At 70.4% G+C, this 16,333-nt stretch carries 13 protein-coding genes; 7 read left to right on the forward strand and 6 right to left on the reverse strand.

Translation table 11 applies throughout. From position 1 onward, the window contains the following. Positions 1–118 precede the first annotated feature (118 nt). The 3 genes from ACWD04_RS00420 to ACWD04_RS00430 all read left to right on the forward strand — a co-directional run bounded on the left by ACWD04_RS00420 (position 119) and on the right by ACWD04_RS00430 (position 3,238). Positions 119–1,777, forward strand: coding sequence for a sensor histidine kinase (locus tag ACWD04_RS00420; RefSeq protein WP_451126545.1), 1,659 nt, complete (start codon positions 119–121; stop codon positions 1,775–1,777). Then, positions 1,774–2,448, forward strand: coding sequence for a response regulator (locus ACWD04_RS00425; RefSeq protein ID WP_451126547.1), 675 nt, complete (start codon positions 1,774–1,776; stop codon positions 2,446–2,448). Before ACWD04_RS00420 ends, ACWD04_RS00425 begins: the two co-directional genes overlap by 4 nt. A 166-nt stretch (positions 2,449–2,614) precedes the next feature. Next, on the forward strand, positions 2,615–3,238 hold the full coding sequence (locus tag ACWD04_RS00430) for an XRE family transcriptional regulator (protein WP_451127412.1): 624 nt from the start codon (positions 2,615–2,617) through the stop codon (positions 3,236–3,238). Positions 3,239–3,314: 76 nt separating this feature from the next. On the opposite strand, the gene ACWD04_RS00435 is transcribed toward ACWD04_RS00430, so the two are convergent. Further along, on the reverse strand, positions 3,315–4,340 hold the full coding sequence (locus ACWD04_RS00435) for an ATP-dependent 6-phosphofructokinase (protein ID WP_451126549.1): 1,026 nt from the start codon (positions 4,338–4,340) through the stop codon (positions 3,315–3,317). 240 nt (positions 4,341–4,580) lie between these two features. Between ACWD04_RS00435 and pta the strand changes: the two genes are divergently transcribed. The 3 genes from pta to pyk all read left to right on the forward strand — a co-directional run bounded on the left by pta (position 4,581) and on the right by pyk (position 9,387). After that, positions 4,581–6,662 carry a phosphate acetyltransferase gene (gene pta / locus ACWD04_RS00440; protein WP_451126551.1) on the forward strand — a complete coding sequence of 694 codons (2,082 nt, stop codon included), beginning with the start codon at positions 4,581–4,583 and terminating at the stop codon, positions 6,660–6,662. Then, positions 6,659–7,885 carry an acetate kinase gene (locus ACWD04_RS00445; RefSeq protein ID WP_451126553.1) on the forward strand — a complete coding sequence of 409 codons (1,227 nt, stop codon included), beginning with the start codon at positions 6,659–6,661 and terminating at the stop codon, positions 7,883–7,885. Before pta ends, ACWD04_RS00445 begins: the two co-directional genes overlap by 4 nt. Before the next feature lie 74 nt (positions 7,886–7,959). After that, positions 7,960–9,387, forward strand: a complete 1,428-nt coding sequence (pyk, locus tag ACWD04_RS00450; RefSeq protein WP_451126555.1) for a pyruvate kinase — start codon at positions 7,960–7,962, stop codon at positions 9,385–9,387. A gap of 99 nt (positions 9,388–9,486) precedes the next feature. Here pyk and ACWD04_RS00455 read toward each other — a convergent pair whose 3' ends face one another. The 4 genes from ACWD04_RS00455 to ACWD04_RS00470 all read right to left on the reverse strand — a co-directional run bounded on the left by ACWD04_RS00455 (position 9,487) and on the right by ACWD04_RS00470 (position 13,647). Then, the gene (locus ACWD04_RS00455; protein ID WP_451126557.1) at positions 9,487–10,776 is read right to left on the reverse strand and encodes a hypothetical protein; all 1,290 of its coding nucleotides are present in this window, start codon (positions 10,774–10,776) and stop codon (positions 9,487–9,489) included. Next, positions 10,766–11,332, reverse strand: a complete 567-nt coding sequence (locus tag ACWD04_RS00460) for a DUF6114 domain-containing protein (RefSeq protein ID WP_451126559.1) — start codon at positions 11,330–11,332, stop codon at positions 10,766–10,768. The genes ACWD04_RS00455 and ACWD04_RS00460 overlap by 11 nt, the downstream gene beginning before the upstream one ends. 93 nt (positions 11,333–11,425) lie before the next feature. Beyond that, on the reverse strand, positions 11,426–12,070 hold the full coding sequence (locus ACWD04_RS00465; protein ID WP_451126561.1) for a DUF6230 family protein: 645 nt from the start codon (positions 12,068–12,070) through the stop codon (positions 11,426–11,428). A gap of 599 nt (positions 12,071–12,669) precedes the next feature. Continuing rightward, positions 12,670–13,647: a tetratricopeptide repeat protein gene (locus ACWD04_RS00470; RefSeq protein ID WP_451126563.1), complete on the reverse strand. Its 978-nt coding sequence runs from the start codon at positions 13,645–13,647 to the stop codon at positions 12,670–12,672. A gap of 318 nt (positions 13,648–13,965) precedes the next feature. Between ACWD04_RS00470 and ACWD04_RS00475 the strand changes: the two genes are divergently transcribed. Continuing rightward, entirely contained in the window at positions 13,966–14,601 is a 636-nt protein-coding gene (locus ACWD04_RS00475; protein WP_451126565.1) for a TetR/AcrR family transcriptional regulator, read from the forward strand. 10 nt (positions 14,602–14,611) lie between these two features. Here ACWD04_RS00475 and ACWD04_RS00480 read toward each other — a convergent pair whose 3' ends face one another. After that, positions 14,612–16,312, reverse strand: coding sequence for an acyl-CoA mutase large subunit family protein (locus ACWD04_RS00480; protein ID WP_451126567.1), 1,701 nt, complete (start codon positions 16,310–16,312; stop codon positions 14,612–14,614). Positions 16,313–16,333 lie beyond the last annotated feature (21 nt).

Here is a 16,333-nt window from a genome sequence, read left to right on the forward strand (position 1 = left end):
TGGGGGCCCCGGTGACTATTCACTTCCCTATGATGGGCGTCACCCTTGCGTTCATATCGTTCACGGACGCTTTCAAGCCACTTTGGGCCTTCGCTCCCCGCCAGGCAGACTGTTATGCATGCGCCTGCCCCGTACCCGCCCCCGCAGCCTGGCCGGACAGCTGTTCGCGATGCAGGCCCTGCTCGTGGCCGCGGTCGTGGCCGGGTGCGCCTTCTTCGCGTACGCCTCCGGCAGGTCCCAGGCGGAGGAGACCGCGGCCCGCCAGGTGCGGGCGACCGCCCTCGCCATGGCCGGATCGCCGTCCGTGCGGGAGGCGATCCGTACCCCGGACCCGTCCGCCGTACTCCAGCCGTACGCGGAACAGGTCCGCGAGGACACCGGGGTAGCCTTCGTCACGATCATGAATCCGAAGGGGGTCCGCTGGACCCACCCCGATCCCGCCCAGATCGGCAGGAGATTCATCGGCCACACCGAGCGCGCGCTGCTCGGCGAGACGTTCGAGGAGACCTACACGGGCACGCTCGGCCCCTCGATACGGGTCGTCACCCCGGTCGAGGACGGGGGCAGGATCGTCGGCCTGGTCAGCGCGGGCATCACCGTCGAGCGGGTGTCCACCCAGGTACGTGAGCAGCTCGGCGCCCTGGGGACGGCGGCGGGTGCCGCCCTCGCGCTCGGCGCGCTCGGGACGTACGTGATCAACGCCAGACTGCGGCGGCACACCCACGGGATGAACGCCCGGGAGCTGAGCCGGAAGCACACCTACCACGAGGCCACGCTGCACGCGGTGCGCGAGGGGCTGCTCATGCTGGACGGGCAGCGCCGGGTCGCGCTGATCAACGACGCGGGCCGGGAGCTGCTGGGGCTGGCGCCGGGGGCGGTCGGCCTCCGGGTCGACGAACTGGCGCTGCCGGCGCCGCTGACCGGGGCGCTCCTGGCGTCCGAGCCGCGGGTGGACGAGGTCCACCTGACGGCGGACCGGGTGATCGTCGTCAACACGAGCCCGGTGGTCGGCGGCGAGCGGCGCGGCACGGTCGTGACACTGCGGGACCACACGGAGCTGCAGGCGCTGTCGGGCGAGCTCGACTCGGAGCGCGGGTTCACCCAGGCGCTGCGCTCGCAGGCGCACGAGGCGGCGAACCGGCTGCACACCGTGGTGTCGCTGATCGAGCTGGGCCGGGTCGCGGAGGCGGTGGATTTCGCGACGGCGGAGCTGGAGCTGGCACAGGCCCTCACCGACCGGGTCGTGGACGCGGTGGCCGAGCCGGTGCTCGCCGCCCTGCTGCTCGGCAAGGCGGCGCAGGCCAACGAGCGTGGGGTGGAGCTGGTACTCGCCGAGGACAGCCTGATCGACGACGGGGCTCTGCCGCGCTCGCTGGCGCCGCGGGACCTGGTGACGATCCTCGGCAATCTGATCGACAACGCGGTGGACGCGGCGTCGGAGACGGCGACGGGCGACGCCGCCGACCCCGTCCCCGCACAGCGCACCGCGCCGCGGGCCCTGGTCACGGTGACCGCGCGGACGGAGTCCGGCGAGCTGCTGCTGCGGGTGGCGGACACCGGGGCCGGGATCGGCCCGGACGACGCGGACGAGGTGTTCCGGCGTGGCTGGACGACCCACGGCGCGGGCCGGGGCCTGGGCCTGGCGCTCGTACGGCAGGCGGCCCACCGCAACGGCGGGACGGTGACGCTGGGCCGGGCGCCGGACGGCGGCGCGGAGTTCACGGTGCGACTGCCGCTCGCCGGCCGTACGGCCAGGCCGGAGGTGGTCGCACCGTGATCCGGGTACTGGTCGTGGAGGACGATCCGGTGGCCGCGGACGCCCACCAGCTGTACGTGGGCCGGGTGCCGGGCTTCGAGGTCGCCGCTGTCGCCCACTCCCGGGCGGAGGCCGTACGGGCGCTGGACCGGACGGAGGTGGATCTGTTGCTGCTCGACCTCTATCTGCCCGACGGGCACGGTCTGCAGCTGCTGCGCTCGCTGCGGGCGGCGGGGCACGGCGCGGACGTCATCGCGGTGACGTCGGCGCGTGATCTGGCGGTGGTGCGGGAGGGGGTATCGCTCGGCGTCGTGCAGTACGTGCTGAAGCCGTTCACGTATCCCACGCTCCGGGACCGGCTCGTGCGGTACGCCGAGTTCCGGGCGGCGGCCGGTGAGGCCAGCGGTCAGGAGGAGGTGGACCGGGCGCTGGGCGCGCTGCGGGTCTCGGACCCGGCCACGCTGCCCAAGGGCCTGAGCGGTCCGACGCTGGAAGCGGTGACGAGGGCTCTGCGGGAGGCTCGGGACGGGGTGACCGCGGCGGCCGCCGGGGAAGAGCTGGGGATCTCCCGGATCACCGCCCGCCGCTATCTGGAGCACCTGGTGACGGCGGGCCGGGCCGCACGGCGGCCGAGCTACGGTCAGGTCGGCCGGCCCGAGCTGCACTATCACTGGGTGGCCGAAACTCGCTGATGGACCGGGTCCCCACCGGGGCGGGCTCCCTAGGAGGATCGTACGAAGGGTGAACTGTGAGGAACAGCCTGTAGCCAGGCCGTTCTCTGGCTTCTACGGTGGGGCCGTGCACCCCACACCCCCCTTCGACGCCCCCGCCGCACGCCGTCTCCGCGAGGCGCTGGGAATGGCTCCCGGACATGTTGCGTACGGGCTCGGCGCCCAGTACGGACTGACCGTCACCACTGAGACCGTCATGGCCTGGGAACGCGGCACGGCCCTGCCCGGCGAACGCGAACTGAAAGCACTGGCCGGTGTGTTGTGGTGCGCGCCCGGCGAACTGCTGACCGCTGCCAGCACCTTGCGCGAGCACCGGCTGGCCCGGGACATGGCGGTGGAGGACCTGGCGCGGACGCTCGGGATGACGGCCGCCGCGTATCAGCGGATCGAGGAGTCCGGCCGTTGGCGCGGCAACGAGCGCCAGGCCACGGCGCTCCGCCGGGCGCTGGGCATGTCGGCGGCGCAGTTCCTGACGGCGACCGGCCGGAACGAGGAGCTGGCGGACCTGCTGAGCAAGGCGGTCACGACCCGCTGGCAGGCGTACGTACGGCCGGTGGACAAGCTCGTACCGCTGGACCGGGTCCTGGTCCAGGACGTGCTGGAGCAGTTGCACGCCGACTACCAGGCCCTGATGGTCTCGGCTTCGGGCTGGAACCCGACAGCCCGGGACCGGGCCGGGACGACGGGCGACGCGGGGCGGAAGTTCCTGGACCGGGTGGTCGAGGAGTTCTGGCGGACGGCGGGTATCTGAAGCGCGAGGACAACGGCAGCGGCCCCGGCCGTCCGCGAAGGGACGGCCGGGGCCGCGTCTGCTGTCGGGCGGGGCCTCAGAAGACCGACTCGGCCTCGTACATCCGGTCGCTGGGAACCGTCTTCAGCCGGGCCACGGCGTCGGCCAGCGGGGCCATCACGATCTCGGTCCCGCGCAGGGCCGTCATCCGCCCGAAGTCACCGCGGTGCACGGCCTCCACGGCGTTCCACCCGAAGCGGGTCGCGAGCACGCGGTCGTACGCGGTCGGTGTGCCACCGCGCTGCACATGGCCGAGAATGACCGGCCGGGCCTCCTTGCCGAGCCGCCGTTCCAACTCGGCGGCCAGCCGGTTGCCGATGCCCTGGAAGCGCTCGTGGCCGAACTGGTCGATCTCGCCCTTGGCGTACGCCATGGAGCCCTCGGCCGGGTGTGCGCCCTCGGCGACGCAGATGACGGCGAACTTCTTGCCGCGCGCGAAGCGTTCCTCGACCATCTTGACCAGGTCGTCGACCTGGAAGGGCCGCTCGGGCAGGCAGATGCCGTGGGCACCGCCGGCCATGCCGGACTCCAGCGCGATCCAGCCCGCGTGGCGGCCCATGACCTCGACGACCATGACCCGCTGGTGCGATTCGGCAGTGGTCTTGAGCCGGTCTATGGCCTCGGTCGCGACGCCGACGGCGGTGTCGAAGCCGAAGGTCCGGTCGGTGGCGGAGATGTCGTTGTCGATGGTCTTCGGGACGCCCACGACGGGCATCCCGGCGTCGGACAGCATGCGGGCCGCGGTGAGCGTGCCCTCGCCGCCGATCGGGATCAGCGCGTCGATGCCGTAACGGTGGGACAGTTCCGCGCAGTTCTCGGCGGCCTCGCGCAACCGGTCGCGCTCCAGGCGTGCCGAGCCGAGGATCGTGCCGCCGCGGGCCAGGATGCCGCTGACCGCGTTCAGGTCGAGGGGCCGGAAGTGGCCGTCCAGCAGGCCCTTGAAGCCGTCCTCGAAGCCGATGACCTCATCGCCGTGCCCCACCACGGCGCGGTGCACGACCGAGCGGATCACAGCGTTCAGGCCTGGGCAGTCGCCGCCTGCGGTGAGAATTCCGATGCGCATCCCGCTCTGTCTCCTGCTCGCTAGTGACATGCATTCCGGGGACCCGTCGAGAAACCCCCCGTACCGTGAGCCAGGACGATTGTCCCACGCCGAGCCGGGCCCCCGCGCTTCCGACTTTGTGACAGGGACCGTCCGGGGCGGGGAGCGGCCCGTCCGGATCGGTGCCCGGCGGGCGGCCCACCTGCCCCGGTAGGTATCGTCAAAGGGACAATGCCAGCCATACAGGACGGGAGACCACGCGTGGCGCGCAGCGTGTACGTGACCGGGATCGACCGGGGGGACGGCCGACAGGTCGTCGATCTGGGAGTCATGGAGCTACTGACGCGTCAGGTGGACCGGGTCGGTGTCTTCCGGCCGCTGATCCACGACGGGCCCGACCGGCTGTTCGAGCTGCTGCGGGCCCGCTACCGGCTCTCGCAGAGCCCGGAGACGGTCTTCGGCCTCGACTACCAGCAGGCCTCCGCCGTCCAGGCGGAGAAGGGCACGGACGAGCTGGTCTCGCTGCTCGTCGAGCGGTTCCACCGGGTGGCCCGCGACTACGAGGTGGTGCTGGTCCTCGGCAGCGACTTCGCCGCCACCCAGCTCCCCGACGAACTGGCCCTGAACGCCAGGCTCGCCAACGAGTTCGGCGCCTCGGTGATCGCGGTGGTCGGCGGCAAGGACCAGGAAGCCGAGTCGGTACGGGCCGAGACGCGCAACGCCTACCGGGCGTACGCCGGTCTCGGCTGCGACGTCCTGGCGATGATCGTGAACCGGGTGGCGTCCGGCGACCGCGCGGACATCGCCGACCGGCTGAAGGCGCAGCTCCCGGTCCCCTGTTCCGTGCTGCCGGACGATCCCGCGCTCTCCGCGCCCACCGTCGCCCAGATCACCACAGCACTGGGCGGAACGGTTCTGCTCGGCGACGACTCGGGTCTGGCCAGGGACGCGCTGGACTTCGTGTTCGGCGGCGCCATGCTGCCGAACCTCCTGAAGGCCCTGACGCCAGGCTGCATGGTCGTCACCCCCGGCGACCGCGCGGACCTGGTCGTCGGTTCGCTCGCCGCGCACAGCGCCGGTACGCCGCCCATCGCGGGCGTCCTGCTGACCCTGAACGAGCGCCCCGGCGAGGAGATACTCCGGCTGGCGGCCCGCCTCGCACCGGGCACCCCGGTCATCGCGGTGGCCGGCGGATCCTTCCCCACGGCGGCCGAACTCTTCGCCCTGGAAGGCAAACTGAACGCGGCGACGCCCCGCAAGGCGGAGACCGCCCTCGGCCTCTTCGAGCGTCATGTGGACACCGGCGCCCTGCTGGAGCGCATCTCCGTGGCCCGCAGCGGCCGGGTCACCCCCATGATGTTCGAGCACGAGCTGCTGGAACAGGCGCGCTCGAACAGGCGCCGGGTCGTTCTCCCCGAGGGCACCGAGGAACGCGTCCTGCGCGCCGCCGACGTACTGCTCCGCCGCGACGTCTGCGACCTGACCCTCCTCGGGGACACCGACGTCATCCGCAAGAAGGCCGCCGACCTGGGCATCGACCTCGGCGGGACCCAGGTCGTCGATCCGCAGACCTCCGAGCTGCGCCAGAGCTTCGCCGAGCGGTACGCCGAACTGCGCGCGCACCGCGGGGTGACGGTGGAGCTGGCGTACGACGTCGTCTCGGACGTCAACTACTTCGGCACGCTGATGGTCCAGGAGGGCCTGGCCGACGGCATGGTCTCCGGCTCGGTGCACTCCACAGCCGCGACGATCCGCCCCGCCTTCGAGATCATCAAGACGAAGCCGGACGCCTCGATCGTCTCCTCGGTGTTCTTCATGTGCCTCGCCGACAAGGTCCTGGTCTACGGCGACTGCGCGGTCAACCCGGACCCGAACGCGGAGCAGCTGGCGGACATCGCGGTGCAGTCGGCGGTCACCGCGTCCCGCTTCGGTGTGGACCCGCGGATCGCGATGCTCTCGTACTCGACGGGCACCTCCGGCACCGGCGCCGACGTCGACAAGGTGCGGGAGGCCACGGAGCGGGTACGCGCCTCCCGGCCGGACCTGAGGATCGAGGGGCCGATCCAGTACGACGCGGCGGTCGAACCGTCCGTCGCCGCGACCAAGCTGCCGGCGTCGGAGGTGGCGGGCCGGGCGACCGTGCTGATCTTCCCGGACCTCAACACCGGCAACAACACCTACAAGGCCGTCCAGCGTTCGGCGGGCGCCGTCGCGGTCGGCCCGGTCCTGCAGGGGCTGCGCAAGCCGGTCAACGACCTCTCGCGCGGCGCCCTCGTACAGGACATCGTGACCACCGTGGCCATCACAGCGATCCAGGCGCAGGACGAGGAGCAGACCGCATGACCCCCACGCAGACCCCCGGCGACCGGGCGAGCCGGGTGCTCGTCCTCAATTCGGGGTCCTCCTCGGTGAAGTACCAGCTCCTGGACATGCGCGACGGCGCACGGCTGGCGACCGGCCTGGTCGAGCGGATCGGCGAGGCGGACTCCCGGCTGGTACACACACCGTTGAGGAGCGGGGAGCGCCGCGAGCGCACCGGCAGGATCGCCGACCACGAGCAGGCGCTGAAGGCAGCGGCCGAGGAACTGGCGGCCGACGGGCTCGGCCTGGACTCCCCCGAGCTGGCGGCGATCGGGCACCGCGTGGTGCACGGCGGGCTGAAGTTCAGCGAGCCCACCGTGATCACCGACGAGGTGCTGAAGGAGATCGAACGGCTCGTCCCCGTGGCCCCGCTGCACAACCCGGCGAACATCACCGGCATCCGTACGGCGCAGGCGCTGCGCCCGGACCTGCCGCAGGTCGCGGTCTTCGACACGGCGTTCCACACGACGATGCCGGAGTACGCGGCGCGGTACGCGATCGACGTCGAGACCGCCGACGCGCACCGCATCCGGCGCTACGGTTTCCACGGCACCTCGCACGCGTACGTGTCGCGCCGGACGGCCGAGCTGCTGGGCCGGCCGGTGGCCGACGTGAACGTGATCGTGCTGCACCTGGGCAACGGCGCCTCGGCCTCGGCGGTGGCGGGAGGCCGGTGCGTGGAGACGTCCATGGGGCTGACTCCCTTGGAAGGGCTGGTCATGGGTACGCGTTCGGGGGACATCGACCCGGCCGTCACCTTCCACCTGAAGCGGGTGGCGGGGATGTCCACGGACGAGATCGACGTCCTGCTGAACAAGAGGAGCGGCCTGGTCGGCCTCTGCGGCGACAACGACATGCGGGAGATCCGGCGCCGGGTGGACGAGGGCGACGAGCGTGCCACGCTCGCGTTCGACATCTACATCCACCGGCTGAAGAAGTACATAGGCGCCTATTCGGCAGTCCTCGGCCGGGTGGACGCGGTGGTGTTCACGGCGGGGGTCGGGGAGAACTCGGCCCCGGTGCGGGAGGCTGCGCTCGCGGGACTGGAAGCTTTCGGCCTGGCCGTGGACGCGGACCGCAACGCCGTACGGTCCGGCGAACCGCGGCTGGTCTCGCCCGAGGACGCGCGGGTGGCGGTCGCCGTCGTGCCTACCGACGAGGAGCTGGAGATCGCAGGTCAGACCTTCGCCCTGGTCGACAACTGAGCGGCCCCGCGCCCTTTTGTATCTTCCACCAGACGGAATATTCCGCAGTGAAACAAACCGATAGGATCCGCCTCATGCGCCGTTCCAAAATCGTCTGCACCCTCGGTCCCGCCGTCGACTCCCATGAGCAGCTCGTCGCTCTGATCGAGGCCGGCATGAGCGTGGCTCGTTTCAACTTCAGTCACGGTACCCACGAGGAGCACCAAGGCCGTTACGACCGGGTCCGCAAGGCCGCCGCCGAGACCGGCCGCGCGGTCGGCGTGCTCGCCGACCTCCAGGGCCCCAAGATCCGTCTCGGGAAGTTCTCCGAGGGCCCTGTCGAACTGGTCCGCGGGGACGAGTTCGTCATCACCTCCGAGGACGTCCCCGGTGACAAGTCGATCTGCGGCACCACGTACAAGGGGCTGCCCGGCGACGTCACCAAGGGTGACCCGATCCTGATCAACGACGGCAACGTCGAGCTGAAGGTCGTTTCGGTCGACGGCCCCCGGGTCACCTCCATCGTCATCGAGGGCGGTGTCATCTCCGACCACAAGGGGATCAACCTCCCGGGCGCGGCGGTGAACGTCCCCGCGCTCTCCGAGAAGGACGTCGAAGACCTGCGGTTCGCCCTGCGGATGGGCTGCGACCTGGTGGCGCTGTCCTTCGTCCGGGACGCCGAGGACGTCAAGGACGTGCACAAGGTGATGGACGAGGTGGGCCGCCGGGTCCCCGTCATCGCCAAGGTCGAGAAGCCGCAGGCCGTCGAGCACATGGAGGGCGTCGTCGCCGCCTTCGACGGTGTGATGGTCGCCCGCGGTGACCTCGCCGTCGAGTACCCGCTCGAGAAGGTCCCGATGGTGCAGAAGCGCCTCATCGAGCTGTGCCGCCGCAACGCCAAGCCGGTGATCGTGGCGACCCAGATGATGGAGTCGATGATCACCAACTCGCGGCCGACCCGCGCCGAGGCGTCCGACGTCGCCAACGCGATCCTGGACGGCGCGGACGCGGTCATGCTGTCGGCGGAGTCCTCCGTCGGCGCCTACCCGATCGAGACGGTCAAGACGATGTCGAAGATCGTCGTCGCCGCCGAGGAGGAGCTCCTGTCCAAGGGCCTCCAGCCGCTGGTGCCGGGCAAGAAGCCCCGTACGCAGGGTGGTTCGGTGGCGCGCGCGGCCTGCGAGATCGCGGACTTCCTGGACGGCAAGGCGCTGGTGGCCTTCACCAAGTCCGGTGACACCGCCCGCCGTCTCTCCCGCTACCGCGTGGCGCAGCCGATCCTGGCCTTCACCACGGAGGAGTCCACGCGTAACCAGCTGGCACTGAGCTGGGGCGTCGAGTCCTACGTCGTGCCGCACGTGGACAACACGGACGCCATGGTCGAACTCGTGGACGCGGAGCTGCTCAAGCTGAACCGCTACAACGACGGCGACACGATGGTCATGACGGCCGGCTCGCCTCCCGGCGTCCCCGGCACCACCAACATGGTCCGGGTGCACCACCTGAGCGGCGAGCGCGCCTGACCGGCCGTACGGCGTGGACGACTGTGGCCCGCATCCCGGTGAGAACGGGGGTGCGGGCCACAGGCGTCGTGCGGCTCTTGGACGGGTCCGGACCACCGGCTAGCCGTTGCCGCCGGTGAAGTAGTTCTGCAGGCCGGGGACGGTGAGCGTGCCGCCGAACTGGCCGGCCTGGGTCACCTTCACGTCGGTGAAGAAGGCGAAGGGGACGTTCAGCGGCGGCGGGGTCTGCGGGCTGAACGTGATCGGGATGAGGCCGAAGAGGTTGCCCTTCAGCTCCTCCGTGTACATCGTCACCGTGCCGTTGCGGATGGTGGACGTCGAGCCCTCACGCGCCTTGACGTGACCGGTGGTGCCGGCCGGGCCCGTGGTCAGCTGGTGCAGGTCCTTGATGTCGATGGAGCTCGCGGTGAACTTCAGCACCTTCTTGGTGCTGCCGTCCCCCTTCCGCACCTCGACGATGCCCGCGTAGTCGAGCCCGTTGAGCGTGAGCCGTGACGACTCCAGGATCCACGGGTCGTTGGGGAGCAGCGGGATGCCCGGCTCCAGTTCGGCCGCGGCGAGCGCCTCGGGGTCGGCGGTCGGGCAGGGGAAGCGCTCCTTGGCGCCTTCCGGGATGGCCTCGTCCTTCACGGGATCGAGGCCCTTGACGTCGTCGTCGAGCTCCTCGACGTCCTTGCCCGCCTTCTCGGCCGCCTCACGGATGGCGTCGGTGGTCTTGTCGACCGTGTCCTTCGCCGCGTCCGTCGCCTCCTCCACCGGCTTGGTGGTGGAGGCGCTCTCCGACGGCTCCGGGGTCTCCTTTGTTGCGCTCGGGGACGGCTCGGCCGTCTCCTTGTCCGTTCCGTCGAGGAGGTCCTTGAGCGCGTCACCGACACCCAGCGGGTCGAGGGGGTTCTTCGACTCGGTGGGCGAGGGGGCGGCCGACGGGGCGGCCTTGTCCCCGGAGGTCTCCGCGGGCGCGTCCTCGCCGGAGGCGCTCGTACTCGCGGTGGGCTTCGGCGCCGCGGTCCCGTCGTCCTTGCCGGCGTCGTCCTTGTCGGCGTCGTCCTTGCCGGCGTCGTCCTTGCCGGCGTCGTCCTTGCCGGCGTCGTCGGACGGCGTGGCGCTCGGGGTCGGCTCCGGCGACTCGGACGGCTCGTCGGAGCGGGTCACGCAGGGCCCGGGCGCGAAGGGGATGTCCGAGTTGTCGTCGGCCATGGCCAGCTTCGGGGTGAGCCCCATGCCCACGAAGACGGCCGTCGGCATCGCGGCGAGCGCGAACGCCTTCTTGCCTGAGGGCATGTGCAACTTCGTCAGGAGTGACTTCCTGGGCGCCGCGTGACGGGGCCCTCTTCGCTCCGGAAGACCCTCCGGGCCGAAGCCGTTCGACTGCCGTTCGTCACCCCGCACGATGCCTCCCGCCGTCGGCCTCCGTCGCCGCCTCGAACAGCATCGGCCTGCGCGAGGCCTCAGCCGTGTCGTGGGACTTCTGATAGTGCTCCGACGCCTCGGAGGCGTCGTTCCGGGTCATCTGCGCCTGCGGCCCCTCCGGGGCCCGTTCGTCCTTCGCGTCGCCCGGCGCCCAGGAGATGGAGAGAGCTCCACCGACGAGGGAGAGCAGGAAGCCGATGACGAAGCCTCCTATGTTGGCGACGGGTATGGATACCAGGGCGAGCAGGAGCGCGGCGACGCCGGCGAACACCCGCACGATGTGGTGGAACCACATCGTGAGACCCAGCGTGACGAGCAGGACCCCGATGATCAGCGACCCGGCGCCGGCTGTGGTGGACATCGCCAGCGTGACGTTGCCGAGATGCAGGTTGGCGTACGGGAAGTAGGCGATGGGAAGGCCACCCGCCATGGTGAACAGACCCGCCCAGAACGGCCGGTTACCCCGCCACGTGCGGAATTTCCGCCGAATGACGGTGAGGTAGTGCTCGTTCTGCCCTGTGGACTCGGGGCTCATGGAAAACAGCTCCCTGGAACCGGTACTGCTGTGAGAGAAGAAAGGGAGGGTGGCCGGAAGCCGACGGTGCGTGCTCCGGCCACCCGGGCGTGCTTAGTAGCACTCCTGGTCGGTGCCCGTGGACAGCCGCAGCTTCAGTCCGCTGAGGTTGAAGGTGCCGGCCGTCGTGGCCCACGCCTTCTGCCTGACGTTCTTCAGCAAAGCCTTCTCGGCGCGCTGCGAGAAGCCGTTGGGGTTGGCCTGGGTGTTCGGCTGAATACCGGGCTTGCCGTCCTCCTTGGGCAGGGAACCCGCGGCCACGCCGATGTCGATGTTCTTGAACTCGGCGTCGGCGTCGAGCTCGGACACGTCGAGGTAGAGGTCCTTGGCGAAGACACGCTCCTCGCCCCCGCCTGCCTCCAGCCTCAGCGTCACGGTGCCGATACCGGGCACCTTGGGCGTGACGACCGACTGGCACATGTGGGAGATGTAGGCCTTGCTGAAGCCCGACACCGCCACCGGGGCGTGCATGTCCTTACCGTCGAGCGTCTTGCCCGAGGCCACGCTGCCGTACTGGACGAAGTCCCAGCCCTCGAGCTCGGTGGCCTTGACCTTGAACTCCTGCCCGGACACGCTGAACGACGCCGCGAGGGCGCCCTGTGCCAGGCCGATGCCCACCGCAGCGGTCGCCGCGACGCTCGGCACCATGACCAGAGCGAAACGCTTCCATCTGGTACCACCGCGAACCTGCGAACTCATAAATTTCCTCCTTCTCGGACGTACATCTCCGGTACGGGCATCGCGCCCGTCCTGGGATGGGAGAAGTGCTACGTCCTCGGGAAGGAGAGCGCCCGGACCGGAGGCGCGTACCGCGTCCGAATCACCGGCGATCACCCCCGAGCGACAACCACTGGCCGCGCGTCTGCACAGCCGGTTCGGACAGGCCCTGCCAGGGGCAGGAACCCCCCTGTCCGCGATCGGCGTCACTGCCGCCGACCACCCGGTGGGGAACCAACAGACCCACCTGCGCCGACTGGCCGTCGGGCCCGCGGGTGTTGGACCGAGCGTGGCCGATCGTGGTGCATTCGCGGCCATGACACAAGGGGGGTGGTTACTGACTAGTAACGACGCGGTTACCAGGACGCGACAGGGCGGCATCATCCGGCCACACAGGGTGGCACCGGAGGGACGCGGCAATGCTGGGATTACAGCCTGAAACCGGACAGACCCCTGCAGGTGATTTACTGCCAGTAACAGTAGGCACTTTTGCCAAGTTTTGGTAAAGCGGAGGCGTTCATTGTCGTCCGCTCGCGAAAACGGCCGTGGCACCCGAAGGGCTCCACGGCCGTGTTGTCACATCAGAACAAGACACGCGCCAGGGCGGTCCGGGCCGCGCTGACCCGAGGATCGTCGGGGCCGATCACCTCGAAGAGCTCCAGGAGGCGGACCCGGACGACGTCGCGGTCGTCGCCGAAATTACGGCGGACCGTCTCGACGAGCCGCCCGAACGCGTCCTCGACGTGGCCGCCCACGAGGTCCAGGTCGGCGGCGGCCATCTGCGCCACCGGCTCGGTCGGCTTCTCCGCGGCCTCCTTGCGGACCTGCTGCGGGTCCATGCCCGCGACGCGGCCCAGCAGTTCGGCCTGGGCGAGGCCCAGCTTCGCCTCGGTGTTGACCGGGTCGTCGGCCAGGACGCTCTTGTACGACTGGACGGCGCCGGTGAAGTCGTTGGCGTCCAGCGCCTGTGCGGCGGCTTCCAGCTGTGCGTCGTACGGGCCCGCGGGCACCTCGGCCGGCTCGCTCTCCTCGCCTCCGGCTCCGGCGTCCGGGTCGACGGCGATCCCGGTGAGACCGAAACGCTCCTCGCCGACCTGGATCAGCTGGTCCAGCGTCTGGCGGATCTGACTCTCGGGGGCCGCGCCCTGGAAGAGCGGGAGGGCCTGTCCGGCCACTACCGCGAAGACCGCCGGGATGCCCTGGATCCCGAACTGCTGCATCAGCATCTGGTTGGCGTCGACATCGACCTTGGCCAGCACGAAACGGCCGTTGTACTCGGCGGCGAGACGCTCCAGGAGCGGGCCGAGCTGCTTGCACGGCTCGCACCACTCGGCCCAGAAGTCGATGACGACGGGGACTTCGGTGGAGCGCTGGAGGACGTCGGTCTCGAAGCCCGCCTCATCGACGTCGATCACCAGGGAGGCGGGTGCCACGGCACCGGTGCCCCCCTGCCGGGCGGACTCCGCGCGGGCCTGCTCCGCCTTCGCCTTGGCGTCGCCGGCCGCCTTCACAGCGGCGAGGTCGACGACACCGCTCATGGACATGTTCCTAGGCTGCATACGTACATCCTCCCCCCTGCACCCACTGTTCCGGAAAGCGATCCGTGAACCGCCTCCGTCCACAGCCACGCCGGTGTGCGGGGCGGGCGGACGGAAACGGTCCCGGGGCCCTGAAAAACCCCGTGTTCGACACCGGGTCCCCACCCGGCACCTGCGGCTGTCGATCGGTCGTCGCGTAACGACGGACGAGCCGTCGATCCTTACGCTACGCCCCGTAGCGTAACTGTCCGGACCCCCTGACGGGCAAGAGCGCGCGGTGATCTGTCTCACGGGCTCCCGGGCCGGTCAACAGCACTTACCGGCCGGTATGGTCGCCGCATGCTGAGCCGCAGCCCCACCGGACCCGCCCGTTCCGGACGCCCTCGCAGCGCCGAGGCCGATGCCGCGATCCTGGAGGCGACCCGTGCGTCGCTGGTCGATCTCGGCTGGTCGAAGCTGACGATGGGCGATGTGGCGGCGCGGGCAGGGGTCGCCAAGACGACGCTCTACCGCCGCTGGGCCGGCAAGAACGAGCTGGTGGTGGACGCGGTCGCGGTTCTCTTCGACGAGCTGGAGCTGCCCGACCTCGGCAGCCTCGCGGCCGATGTGCATGCCGTGGTCCTGCAGTTCGCGGCCCTGCTGGAGCGCCCGGAGACCAAAACGGCGCTGATGGCGGTGGTCGCCGAGTCGACACGGGACGAGGCGCTGCGGGATCGCATACGCGCTTCGATCGTGACCCGGCAGAAACACCTCGTACTGCTGGGGCGCGAGCGTGCCCAGCGGCGTGGCGAGCTGCCCGCCGAGCCGGACGCGATCGTGGCGGCCCGCACCGCCGACCTGATCTTCGACGTGATCGCCGGCGCCGTCGTGCACCGGACGTTGGTGAGCGCCGAGCCCGTGGACTGTGCCTGGGCCCGGCGCTTCACCCATCTGCTGCTCTCGGGGCTGGGAGCGGCGTACCCGCCGAAGGACTGACACCCGCCCGTCAGAAGCCTGGCGGCTCCGTGTAGACGCCCCACTCCTCGCGCAGCACCCCGCAGATCTCGCCGAGGGTCGCCTCCGCCCGTACGGCGTCCAGCATCGGCCCGATCATGTTCGAGCCGTCGCGAGCGGCAGCCAGCATCGCGTCCAGCGCGCCACGGACCTTCGCGTCCTCGCGGCCCTCCTTGCGCCCCGCGAGCTCACGCACCTGGTCGCGCTCGACCTCGTGGCTGACCCGCAGGATCTCCAGGTCGCCGGTGACGGACCCGTGGTGGACGTTGACGCCGACCACCCGCTTCTCGCCCTTCTCCAGGGACTGCTGGTACCGGAAGGCGGATTCGGCGGTCTCGCCGGTGAACCAGCCGTCCTCGATACCGCGCAGGATTCCTGAGGTCATCGGTCCGATGGGGTGCTTGCCGTCCGGGTGCGCCCGGGTACCGCGCTCCTTGATCTGCTCGAAGATCTTCTCGGCGTCGGCCTCGATGCGGTCGGTGAGCTGCTCGACGTACCAGGAACCGCCCAGCGGGTCGGCGACGTTGGCGACACCGGTCTCCTCCATGAGCACCTGCTGGGTGCGCAGCGCGATCTCGGCCGCCTGCTCGGACGGGAGGGCGAGCGTCTCGTCCAGGGCGTTCGTGTGCAGGGAGTTGGTGCCGCCGAGGACGGCGGACAGCGCCTCCACGGCGGTGCGTACGACGTTGTTGTACGGCTGCTGAGCGGTGAGCGAGACACCGGCGGTCTGGGTGTGGAAGCGGAGCCACTGCGCCTTGTCGGTCTTCGCGCCGTAGGTCTCCTTCATCCAACGGGCCCAGATCCGGCGGGCGGCGCGGAATTTGGCGATCTCCTCGAAGAAGTCGAGGTGCGCGTCGAAGAAGAAGGAGAGCCCGGGGGCGAAGGTGTCGACGTCCAGACCGCGCGAGAGACCGAGCTCCACGTACCCGAAGCCGTCGGCGAGGGTGTAGGCGAGCTCCTGCGCGGCCGTGGCCCCGGCCTCGCGGATGTGGTAGCCGGAGACCGAGAGCGGCTTGTAGGCGGGGATGTCGCGCGTGCAGTGCTCCATCAGGTCGCCGATGAGGCGCAGATGGGGCTCGGGCTGGAAGAGCCACTCCTTCTGCGCGATGTACTCCTTGAAGATGTCGGTCTGGAGCGTGCCGTTGAGTACGGCCGGGTCGACGCCCTGGCGCTCGGCGGCGACGAGGTACATGCAGAAGACGGGGACGGCGGGTCCGCTGATCGTCATGGAGGTGGTGACGTCGCCGAGCGGGATGTCCTGGAACAGGACCTCCATGTCGGCGGCGGAGTCGATGGCGACGCCGCAGTGGCCGACCTCGCCGAGTGCGCGGGGGTCGTCGGAGTCGCGGCCCATCAGGGTCGGCATGTCGAAGGCGACGCTGAGTCCACCGCCGCCGTTGGCCAGGATGGACTTGTACCGCTCGTTGGTCTGCTCGGCGTTGCCGAAGCCGGCGAACTGGCGGATGGTCCAGGTGCGGCCTCGGTAACCGGTGGCGTGCAGTCCCCGGGTGAAGGGGTACTCGCCGGGCCAGCCGATCCGCTCGAACCCCTCGTACGTGTCGCCGGGGCGGGGCCCGTACACGGGCTCCACCGGGTCACCGGAGAGCGTGGTGAAGTCCGCGTCGCGCTTGCGGGCCTTGTCGTAACGGGCCTGCCAGCGACGGCGGCCTTCCTCGATCGCGTGAGCGTCCATAGCTCAAATTTACTAGGACGT

The organism is Streptomyces sp. NPDC002911 (assembly GCF_053591835.1).